14 protein-coding genes are annotated in these 10,657 nt (G+C 41.4%); 2 read left to right on the forward strand and 12 right to left on the reverse strand.

The window, feature by feature from the left end:
• Positions 1-12: 12 nt before the first annotated feature.
• From cysK to DWY37_RS03150, 9 genes are all read right to left on the reverse strand, one after another.
• On the reverse strand, positions 13-948 hold the full coding sequence (gene cysK / locus DWY37_RS03110; RefSeq protein ID WP_256385699.1) for a cysteine synthase A: 936 nt from the start codon (positions 946-948) through the stop codon (positions 13-15).
• 16 nt (positions 949-964) lie between these two features.
• Positions 965-1,867, reverse strand: a complete 903-nt coding sequence (locus DWY37_RS03115) for an NAD(P)/FAD-dependent oxidoreductase (protein WP_118544370.1) — start codon at positions 1,865-1,867, stop codon at positions 965-967.
• Positions 1,861-2,271, reverse strand: coding sequence for a M67 family metallopeptidase (locus tag DWY37_RS03120; protein ID WP_118542073.1), 411 nt, complete (start codon positions 2,269-2,271; stop codon positions 1,861-1,863). The genes DWY37_RS03115 and DWY37_RS03120 overlap by 7 nt, the downstream gene beginning before the upstream one ends.
• Before the next feature lie 60 nt (positions 2,272-2,331).
• Positions 2,332-3,138, reverse strand: coding sequence for a HesA/MoeB/ThiF family protein (locus tag DWY37_RS03125; protein ID WP_118542075.1), 807 nt, complete (start codon positions 3,136-3,138; stop codon positions 2,332-2,334).
• The gene (thiS, locus tag DWY37_RS03130) at positions 3,122-3,343 is read right to left on the reverse strand and encodes a sulfur carrier protein ThiS (RefSeq protein ID WP_022243148.1); all 222 of its coding nucleotides are present in this window, start codon (positions 3,341-3,343) and stop codon (positions 3,122-3,124) included. The genes DWY37_RS03125 and thiS overlap by 17 nt, the downstream gene beginning before the upstream one ends.
• A gap of 29 nt (positions 3,344-3,372) precedes the next feature.
• Complete coding sequence (trxA, locus tag DWY37_RS03135; protein WP_118542077.1) at positions 3,373-3,696, reverse strand: thioredoxin; 324 nt, start codon at positions 3,694-3,696, stop codon at positions 3,373-3,375.
• Between the two features lie 21 nt (positions 3,697-3,717).
• Positions 3,718-3,969: a sulfurtransferase TusA family protein gene (locus tag DWY37_RS03140; RefSeq protein ID WP_022243150.1), complete on the reverse strand. Its 252-nt coding sequence runs from the start codon at positions 3,967-3,969 to the stop codon at positions 3,718-3,720.
• A 77-nt stretch (positions 3,970-4,046) separates the two neighbouring features.
• A complete protein-coding gene (locus DWY37_RS03145; RefSeq protein WP_118542079.1) occupies positions 4,047-4,913 on the reverse strand; it encodes a 4Fe-4S binding protein in 867 nt (288 codons plus the stop codon).
• A gap of 16 nt (positions 4,914-4,929) precedes the next feature.
• The gene (locus DWY37_RS03150) at positions 4,930-6,180 is read right to left on the reverse strand and encodes an O-acetylhomoserine aminocarboxypropyltransferase/cysteine synthase family protein (RefSeq protein WP_118542081.1); all 1,251 of its coding nucleotides are present in this window, start codon (positions 6,178-6,180) and stop codon (positions 4,930-4,932) included.
• Between the two features lie 289 nt (positions 6,181-6,469).
• Here DWY37_RS03150 and DWY37_RS03155 point away from each other — a divergent pair, with 289 nt between their 5' ends.
• Positions 6,470-7,474: a FecCD family ABC transporter permease gene (locus tag DWY37_RS03155; RefSeq protein WP_199535112.1), complete on the forward strand. Its 1,005-nt coding sequence runs from the start codon at positions 6,470-6,472 to the stop codon at positions 7,472-7,474.
• A complete protein-coding gene (locus DWY37_RS03160; protein WP_117699070.1) occupies positions 7,467-8,225 on the forward strand; it encodes an ABC transporter ATP-binding protein in 759 nt (252 codons plus the stop codon). Before DWY37_RS03155 ends, DWY37_RS03160 begins: the two co-directional genes overlap by 8 nt.
• A gap of 5 nt (positions 8,226-8,230) precedes the next feature.
• Here DWY37_RS03160 and larE read toward each other — a convergent pair whose 3' ends face one another.
• The 3 genes from larE to DWY37_RS15935 all read right to left on the reverse strand — a co-directional run bounded on the left by larE (position 8,231) and on the right by DWY37_RS15935 (position 10,455).
• Positions 8,231-9,064 (reverse strand): ATP-dependent sacrificial sulfur transferase LarE, encoded by an 834-nt coding sequence (gene larE / locus DWY37_RS03165; protein WP_117699069.1) that lies wholly within the window; start codon positions 9,062-9,064, stop codon positions 8,231-8,233.
• Between the two features lie 11 nt (positions 9,065-9,075).
• On the reverse strand, positions 9,076-10,020 hold the full coding sequence (locus DWY37_RS03170; RefSeq protein WP_117699068.1) for an Rpn family recombination-promoting nuclease/putative transposase: 945 nt from the start codon (positions 10,018-10,020) through the stop codon (positions 9,076-9,078).
• 189 nt (positions 10,021-10,209) lie between these two features.
• Positions 10,210-10,455, reverse strand: a complete 246-nt coding sequence (locus tag DWY37_RS15935; protein WP_197420871.1) for a hypothetical protein — start codon at positions 10,453-10,455, stop codon at positions 10,210-10,212.
• Positions 10,456-10,657 lie beyond the last annotated feature (202 nt).

Here is a 10,657-nt window from a genome sequence, read left to right on the forward strand (position 1 = left end):
TTTCCACTGATTTTATTTTGCAAACAAAGGAGTAGATAAATAACGGTCTCCGGAATCCGGAAGCAATACCACAATGTTCTTTCCTTTATTTTCTTTTCTTTTTGCCAGCTCAACAGCTGCCTTTAATGCAGCTCCTGCACTGATTCCCACAAGAATTCCCTCGCTGCGGGCAAATGCCCTTCCTTCTTCAAAGGCATCATCATTTTTGATTGGAATAATCTCGTCATAAACAGAAGTATCCAGTGTGTCCGGAATAAATCCGGCACCGATTCCCTGAATTTTATGTGGTCCGACTTTTCCCTGGGAAAGTACCGGGCTGGTTGCAGGTTCTACTGCAACAATGTGTACGGACTTCTTCTGTTTTTTCAGATATTTTCCAACTCCGGTTATGGTTCCACCTGTTCCGACTCCTGCCACAAAAATATCAACGCTGCCTTCTGTCTGTTCCCAGATTTCCGGTCCTGTGGTTTCTTCATGGGCTTTTGGATTTGCCGGATTTTCAAACTGTCCTAAAATAATTGAACCTGGAATCTCTTTATGAAGTTCTTCTGCTTTTTCGATTGCACCCTTCATTCCCTTATACCCTGAGGTCAGCACAATATGCGCTCCATACGCCTGCAGAAGATTCCGACGTTCTACCGTCATGGTTTCCGGCAATGTTAAAATTGCATGATACCCTTTTGCAGCCGCCACAGAAGCAAGTCCGATTCCGGTATTACCGGAAGTTGGCTCGATAATCGTAGCTCCCGGCTTTAATCTGCCCTTTCTCTCTGCATCTTCAATCATGGCAAGTGCCACTCGGTCTTTTACCGAACCTGCCGGATTAAAATATTCCAGCTTGGCAATGATTGCCGCATCCTCTACACCTGCCTCTTTCATATAATTATGAAGATAGAGCATCGGCGTCTTTCCAATCAGTTCCGAAGCACTGTCCACTATTCCTTTCACACACGTTTCCTTCTTTCTATTCCATTCCTTTGATATATCCGGTTGCAGACTGAATTGCCACTGCACCATCTGCAACTGCTGTGACTACCTGACGCAGGCTTTTCGTCCGCACATCTCCTGCCACGAACAGTCCCGCAAGACTGCTGTTGCAGTCTTCTCCTGCAATCACATAGCCTTTCTCATCGAGAACGTCAAGGTTCTTTAATAATTCCGTATTTGGAATCATTCCAACCGCTTCAAAAACACCATCTACAGCTATTGTCCCACCGTTATCTAAAATAATACCATTTACTTTATCTTCCCCGATGATTTCCTGTACTCTTGTATTGGTAAGTATCGTTACATTGGAAAGCTCTTCTAATTTCTTTTTTGTCTTCTCTGCTCCACGGAATTCTGCTCTCCGGTGAATGAGATATACCTGTTCGCAGATATCGGATAAATACAATGCATCATCCAATGCGGTATCTCCACCACCGATGACTGCGGCTTTCTTTTCCTTATAAAAGGCACCGTCACAGACTGCACAAAAAGAAACTCCTTTTGCCAGCAGCTTTTCTTCTCCCGGCACCCCTAATCTGCGGTTCTGACAGCCTGCTGCATAAACTACGGTTTTCGTTTCTATGTTCTTTCCATCTTCACAGGAAATGACAAAGCTTTGCTCTTTTTTTGTAATGGCTGTAACCTCTGCCTCTTCAATGGTTACTCCAAGTCCTTCGGCATGCTCTAAGAATGCCTCGCCTAAAGAATAACCGTCTTTGCCCGGCAGTCCCGGATAATTATCCACCCGGCTGCTGTATGCAATCTGTCCGGTTCCAAGATATTCCTTTTCCAGTACAACTGCATCAAGGTTTGCCCGCTTAGCATAGATTGCCGCACTTAAACCTGCCGGCCCACTTCCAATGATAACTACATCTAACATATTACCAGATCTTCCTTCGTTGATTCGTCGCCTTCAATATGAAATGAATTGAGTACCGGCTGTTCCGGCTCCATCAGAGAAAGAATCATATAGCTTGCTTTACTGTCATATGCAAGACGCTTATCTTCTTCGGATGGTCTTGAAGGAGATTCCGGATGGGAGTGCCAGTTGCCTAAAGGCATGAGACCATTGGCACGCATATCCTTTACGGCTGCTAACTGCTCTTTCGGATCCAGTGTGAAATGCTCATTGGAATGGTCGATATTAGTCAACAGATATACCTTTTCTACCACCTTATTCTCTCCGTCTTTGGTTCCGGCAATCAGTCCGCAAGCCTCTTCTGGTACACAGCTTTTGGCATGTGCCAGTATTTTTTCATAATCTGCTTTTTTTAATGAAATCATGCTATCCTCTTTCTATGTTTCATGGGTTATGTATCTGATAACATTTATTTACTGATACATTTATTTATCTGTACATTCTGCCTGTTCATAATCAATCAGCTCTGTTATGGTCGGATGTTCTCCACAAACGGCACATCCCTTGCCATTCCAAGGAAGCTTAATCTTGTGGAATTCCTGCTTAATTGCATCATAGGTCAATAACTGACCGGTCAGCAGATCTCCTACTCCAAGGATGTATTTGATTGCTTCCATTGCCTGAAGGCTTCCGATGACACCACCCATTGCGCCGATAACACCAGCCTGCTTACAGGTCGGTACGGCATCCTTTGGTGGTGGATTCTTAAATACACAACGGTAACATGGTCCCTCTCCCGGAACATAGGTCATTAACTGACCTTTGAAACGGATGATTCCTGCATGGGAAAATGGTTTCTTTGCCATAACACAGGCATCGTTAATTAAGAATTTTGCCGGGAAGTTATCGGTTCCGTCAATGATAAAATCATAATCTGCAAGGATGTCCATGATATTTTCACTGGTAATGAATTCACGATATGTACGGACTTCTACATCCGGGTTCATTGCATTAATGGTCTCTTTTGCAGACTGCACTTTTGCTTTGCCAACATCTGCTGTCTGATGAATAATCTGTCTCTGAAGGTTACTTAAATCTACTTCATCTGCATCTGCAATTCCGATGGTACCTACACCTGCTGCTCCAAGATACATTGCTGCCGGTGCTCCAAGTCCGCCTGCTCCGATGATTAAAACTTTTGCATTTAAAAGTTTTTTCTGACCCTTAGCGCCAACTTCTTTTAAAATGATATGTCTGGAATAACGTTCAATCTGCTCATCCGTTAATGCCATAGCTTCCACCTCCCATGAAGTAAAGGAATTCTACATTATCACCATCCTTAAGAACGGTTGTTGCCTTTGCTTCTGTTTCTATAAATTCATCATTAATGGATACGGTTACATATTCCGGTGTCTCTACATTTTCCTGCTCAATTAATTCCGGAAGTGTTAATCCGTCTTTTACTTCTTTCTTTTCGCCTGCTACTGTAATCTGCATAATTTCCTTCCTCTCACTTTTCTTTATTTTTATTTGTCAAGGGACTGGGTAATCCACTCCTCAAGTACCACTTTTTTCTCTGCACCACTCTTACGGGCAACTTCTTCGCCATCCTTGAAGAGTACAATGGTCGGTACAGACATTACACTGTATTTCTCTGCCAGTTCTGAATCAAAGTTGGTATTTACTTTATAGACATTTAATCTCTCTGCCTGTTCGTCCGCGATAGCACCAATGACCGGTGATATTTTCTTGCACGGAACACAACTGTCTGAGTAAAAATCAATCAGCACCGGAAGGCTGCTCTTCAATACTTTTTCTTCAAAAGTGTCTTTTGTTATGCGTTCTGCCATTTCTTTCTCCCTTCCAGATGTTTAGTCCTCAACCTTCTTTACAATGAGGTTATAGGTTCCATCTTCGTTATTAACCAGTTTTAAAATCTGATGTCCTTCTTCTTTAATACTGCGTGGTACGTTCTGTACCGGCTCGCCGTCATTCATACGGATTGCAATGACTTCGCCATCCTCTAACTCATCAATTGCAACCTTTGCCTTTACAAAAGTAAGCGGGCACACTTTATCGGTAATATCTACTGTGTCATCAATTCTGATTCCTTCGATTTCCATCTTATTTCTCCTCGTATAATAATTTTTATTTTGAATTTCCATTCCGATTTTTTCTTTTTCTGCTGCTTCCGGCAACTTTATTTTTCTTCAAATGCATTGCGGATTACTTTGCGGAATTCATCTTCTCCCACACGCTGTAAAAGTAAACGGAAACGTTCACCCGGATTTGCATGTTCTTCAAAGAATCCAATGGCTGCATCGGTCACACGGAATAATGTCTCTTCATCGGTAATCAGTGGAAGTAACTGTTCTCCTTTGTAAATATGATTTCCAAATAATCCACCAAAGGATACAATATATCCGCTCTTTCCTTCCCATGCATCTGTCGGGCAGGATTTTACACAACGCCCGCAGTTGGTACATTTCTCATAATCAATGGTAACTTCTGTTCCGGTACATTTGATAGCATCTTCACGGCATGCCTTTTCGCAGACACCACAATTGATACATTTATCTGCTATCCAGCTTACTTCCATACCACCTTTTACACCGATATCATTTTCTTCTGCCTTAAGACAGTTGTTCTGACATCCGGTAACACCAAATTTAAATTTGTGCGGAAGCTCTCTTCCGAAGTAATGCTCATCTAATTTCTTTGCCAGGCTGTAGGTATCGATACATCCGCTTGGACAGATTTCAGAACCCTGACATGCGGTAACAGTACGGACTCTCGGTCCACATACACCAGGTTTTACTCCACCGTCTGCCAACTTTGCACGAACCTCTTCTATATCTTCAAAGTTAATAAATGGAATCTCAATGCCCTGTCTGGAAGTCATATGAACATAGCCTTTTCCATATTTTTCTGCCACATCTGCTACTGCTTTAATATTTTCTGCTGTCAGGTTTCCTCCAACTACCTGAATTCTTAAAGAAAAGAATCCTTTCTGTTTCTGGCGCATAAATCCGCCCTTTTTCAATGCCGCATAATCAATTTTTGCCATTGTCTGCTTCCTCCATTTACTCTTTGCTTTTCTCTGGTCTGCTCTGATCCATTGCCTGTCTGAAGTCTTCGATTAAATCTTCGACATCTTCAATTCCGACACTGATGCGGATCAAGTCATCAAATACTCCGGCGTCTCTTTTTTCTTCCGGGGTACTGTGTACATTTAATGTAGATTCCGGATGAATCACTAATGTTTTCGTATCTCCGATATTGGAAATAATCAGCGGAAGCTTTAATGCATTGATAATATCAAATGCCCGTTTCTTGCTTCCGGTCCGTATGGTTAAAATCCCGCCAAAACAATCCTTAAACTGTTTCTTTGCGATTTCATGCCATGGACTGCTTTCCAATCCCGGATAATTGACTGTGACATCCGGATATTCTCTTACAAAAAACCTTGCCAGTTCTACTGCATTGTCACAGATACGCTCCATCCGGATTCCCAGTGTCTCTAACCCGATGCAGTTATAAAATGCATTCTGCGGAGACAGACAGGCTCCTGTGTTGCGGAACAGACCATTCCGAAGCTTGGCAGTATAGGCAAATGGTCCAAACTTCTTAAAGTCTGCCATGCCCGGATATTTTTCCACATCCCACTTAAATCTGCCGCTGTCCGTAATAATTCCGCTGATGGAATTGCTGTGACCATTGATGTATTTAGAGGAAGAATTCATTACAATATCCGCTCCTAGGGAAAGCGGCTTCACTAAGAATGCAGTAGCAACCGTATTATCTATAATGAGCGGTACCTGATGCTCATGTGCCAGATTTGCAAGTGCCGTAATATCTGTCACATCAAGTCTTGGATTACCAATGGTCTCTGCAAAGTAAAGACGGGTATGTTCATTGGTCTCTGCTTCAAATGCAGCCAGGTCATTGTTTTCCACATAATGTGTTGTGATACCAAATGCCTCTAAGTCACGGAATAAATCAATGCTGCCGCCATAGAGACTGGCACTGGATACGATTTCATCGCCGGAACGAAGGATATTACAAAATGCATTGTAGAGTGCTGCCATTCCTGATGCACAGGCAACGCTTGCTACGCCACCCTCTAACGCCGTTACTCTTTTTTCAAATGCATCTACCGTAGGATTACTGATTCTCGTATAGGAATATCCCGGTGCCTGATTATGAAAAATCTTTTCTAACTTCTCTGCCGACTCATGCGCGAATGCACTGGATTGATAAACCGGAGTTGTTGTTGCACCTGTATTTGGTTCTCCCTGAAAATCTCCATGTAATAATGCGGTATTAAACTTCATCTTACGCTCCAATTCCTGCACGTCTTATTGTGCACTAAATACTTTGAACTGCCTTAGGAAATCTAATTACGATTATTCCTATTGGTTTTGTATGAATTATATTTTACTATATTTTTCTAATTTGTCAATACTAATTTATCAGAGCATTGTTATTTCTCTCCGAATATGTTATTTTATTCACGCAAGCGACCGCCGCAGGCGCGAGAATGTGCCAAGGCTCATTCTTTGTTCCAACAATACTTTTCAGGAAACACAATACATATTTCTGGAATAACGGAAAGGATTTCCTATGTACACGAGAAAAAAAATTATTTTATCTTTTGCCGGAATGTTTTTCCTGCTGCTTCTTATGATGTCAGCAAGTCTTTTTTTCGGCAGCGTTTTATTAAATCCGAAAGAGATTTTATCCTGTCTGATTCAAAATGACCGGACTTCTGTCACAGGTCTGTTACTTTTTCATATCAGAATTCCACGGATGTTTGGTGCCATTGCTGCCGGCATGGGTTTATCCTGCGCCGGAGTTATCTTACAGACTGTTATGAATAATTCCCTTGCCAGTCCGAATACCATCGGTGTCAATTCCGGAGCCGGATTTGCCGTTATGATTGGGCTTGCCATCTTCCAGGGCCGTGCAACCCATAATGCCATCTTTGCATTTGCAGGTGCCTTTCTGACAACACTTCTTATTTTTGCACTGGCGTATATGGCAGACAGCAAACGTACTACTATTATTCTTGCCGGAATTACCGTTTCTTCTTTTTTAAGTGCCGGAATCAATACGGTAAAATTATTAAGTGATGATATCACTTTAAACCTCACTACCTTTATGATTGGTTCTCTTTCTGATGTCACCACAAAAACGCTTTTTGCTCCCGGCATTGCTATTGTCATTGCGGTTATCATCTCCTGCTTTTTCGGAAGCCACATGAATGTTCTGAGTCTTGGAGAAGATGTTGCCCGCTCCCTTGGCATTCCGGTATCGCTGCTCCGTTTTCTGCTGTTGATGCTTTCTAGTATACTGGCAGGCTGTGTGGTAAGCTATGCAGGACTTTTAAGCTTCGTCGGGCTGATTGTTCCTCATATTGCAAGACGGCTCTTCGGCAATGATCTGCGGCTTTTAGTTCCCCTTTGTGCTCTCTTAGGTGCAAGTTTCGTCCTCTTCTGTGACACCCTTGGACGTGTTATTGCCGCACCATATGAACTTCCTGCCGGCATTATTCTTTCTTTTGTTGGCGGACCGTTTTTCTTATATCTTTTATTAGGAAAGAAAGGAGGCCGCAGAGTCCATGCTTAAATTTAATTCCGTTTCCATTGGCTACCACAAGGTGCCTCTGATTAAAAATCTGTCCGTTGAAATTCCTACCGGCAGCATCACAACCATCGTAGGACCAAATGGCTGTGGCAAAACAACGCTGATTTCCGTATTAAATAAATCCAGCCAGCTTTTTAACGGCTCTATCACATTAGATGGCGAAGATATTTATCATATGAATGGACACCTTCGTGCCAGGAAAATTGCATTCCTTCCACAGATTCGCGAAGTAATTCCTGCTCTTCCGGTTCATACCTTAGTGGAGCATGGACGTTTCCCTTATCTTGGTTTTTCGAGACGCCTCACCGAAGAAGACCGCGGACTGGTGGAAGATGCCATGGAATTTACCCATATTACGGATTACCGCAACGTTGCAACTGACACTCTTTCCGGCGGAATAAGACAGCGTGTCTTCTTTGCCATGACTTTAGCCCAGAACTGCGATACGATTATTTTGGATGAACCGACTACCTTCTTAGACTTGGAAAGCCAGAATAATTTCTACCGGATGCTTCCAATCTTAAAGGCACAGGGAAAAACAATTCTTCTGGTGCTGCACGACCTTGCCAAAGCACTTACTATTTCAGACAAACTTATCGTCATGGAATCCGGTGCCATCTGCTTTCAGGGCACTCCGGATGAATGCGTACAAAAAAACGTCTTAAATAAAGTATTTCATACTTCACTTAAGACGTTCTCTGATGCAGAAGGAACTTACTACTTCTTTGAGTAAGTTCCTTACTTTTCCAATGTTTCATTCATACTTCCCATTCGGTAACCGCAAAGATCTAAGGTTACATAGGTAAATCCATATTCCCGGAAAGCTTTTATAATTCTTTCCCTGTTTTCCACTTCCATCAGTTTTGAAAACTCTTCCGGTTCAATCTCTATCCTTGACATCATTCCATGAATTCTTACCCTCACCTGATGAAATCCCATATCCAGCAATAACTGTTCTGCTTTATCTACCATTGCAAGTTTCTCTTCGGATATGGTCTCTCCATAGACAAACCGGGATGACAGACAGGCAAAGGACTGCTTTTCCCAGGTTGGAAGATTCAATGCCTTCGAAAGAACACGGATATCCTGCTTGGTAAAACCACAGTCTCTGAGCGGACTTTTTATGCCTAATTCCGCTACTGCTTTTAATCCCGGACGATAATCTCCGTTATCATCAAGGTTAGAGCCTTCCGCCACATAGACAATTTTCTGCTCTTCTGCAATCTTTAATATCTTTTCAAATAATTCATGCTTGCAAAGATAACAGCGGTTCTTAGGATTCTGTGCAAATCCTTCGATTTCAAGTTCTTCCGATTCTGTAATAAAATGTCTTATATTTTCTTTCCGGCAAAATGCTTCTGCTTCTCCTAACTCTCTCTTTGGAAATAAACAGGAGGACGCAGTTACTGCTATTGCCCGCTCTCCCAATACATCATGCGCCACTTTCAAAAGATAGGTGGAATCCACACCACTTGAGAATGCAACTGCCACGCTGCCTAATTTTTCAAAATATTGTTTTAACGCTTCCTGCTTTTTTAACTGTTCCGGAGTTGGTGCTGCTATTTTATCCATTTCTTATGCCTCTACTTCACTTCTTCTCTGAGTTCTTTTACCGTAGCAAGCTCCAGTCCGACCTTTTCTGCAATTACTTCATCTGTCAGAAGGTCTAAAAGGTTTCTTGCAACACTGATTTTTTCTCTGGCAATTCCACGGGCTTCACCAATTTTAATTCCTTTTGCTTCGCCAATCTTAATGCCCTGCGCTTCACCAATCTTGATGCCCTGCGCTTCACCAATCTCTATTCCCTTGTTGGTCATCTCTTCTGCAAACGTACACATTGTAATCACCTCTCCTGCCTTCACACGTTCTGCTACTGTTTTCTCTATTTTGACATAGGTTTTATCATTTGTAAACACCCGAAGTAGATTCAAAACCGCTTCTACATGGCAGATTGCCTCCGGATGTTCCTTGGGATTATATCTTCCAAGACGTTTTTCTGCAAAAAAATCTGCTACAATTTTAAAATCGCTCTTAAACTCTTTTCGGACTTTCTCCGGCAAAAATGCAATATTAAAAACAAATATTTTATAATCATTTACATACGGTCTTAGTTCCGGAGAAACATCTAAAATGTCAAATAGCGCATTCGGACTTTTCCATTCTGTATCACTGAAATTTAAAACAATCGTAATTGCCGGATATTTTCGTTCTTCCCCACGGTCAATCTGCGCCCGATACACAGCATAATCATACCCCATAATCCGGATGGGCATATTTTTGTCTATCCGACTTTCATTTTCAATCCCAAAAGATGCCACTTTGTATAACCCATTCTTATATAATTTCACAGTATCCCGAAACTGATTCCGAAGATTGTTTTCTTCCACCTTATAGATGCTTTCTGTTGGTCCCTCTTCCAATCCTTCTTCCAAAAGAATCTCCTTTCGAAAAAGTAATACATTATATATGTCAGCAAAAACATCCGAAAATGATTCCAGATATTTTTCTGCCAAATCCTTATCTGCCAAGTATTTTCCCCCTGTTAAATAAATATTTTGGATAAAAAGATTCTGAAAATATGAATATAAGATTATCACGAATACAGGCAGTTCAACACGCCTGCATAATAGATGAATATCGAATATTATTATGAACTGATTTTACTTAAGTATAATAGCAAAAATATTCCGAAGAGCACAAGTACTCTGCGGAATATTTTAATCTAATTTAATAGAATTTATATAATCTTTACAAAGATAAAACATTTTTTCTGTTTTTGTAACTATTTTCTTCTCATTTTTGTCATTTTCCATGTAAACGTTTGCGCACATGTACTTTAACATACCAATGGCGATCAGGTCATTGGCACAGTATATGGCTGTTGGCGGATTCTCACCCTGAATCAGCTTCTCCATGACTGCATAGCCAATCTTACGGTGTCCTAAAGAAATCAGATATTCCAATGCCTTTGCTGCAATTCTTCTTTCATCACAGATGACCTCATCTACTTGATAATTGGTAGAATTACGATTTACTGAAACAATTACTTTAGTCCCTATTTACATTTGTGTGTCCGATGTATCAACAGTATAATTATGCATTTCATGAATTGCGTATGCAATTAGAAAATCAAGTAGTCCAAATTCCATAAAATGAAATTTTAGG

Origin of the sequence: Roseburia sp. AF25-13LB (genome assembly GCF_003478915.1) — a bacterium.
Lineage (GTDB): Bacteria > Bacillota > Clostridia > Lachnospirales > Lachnospiraceae > Roseburia_C > Roseburia_C amylophila.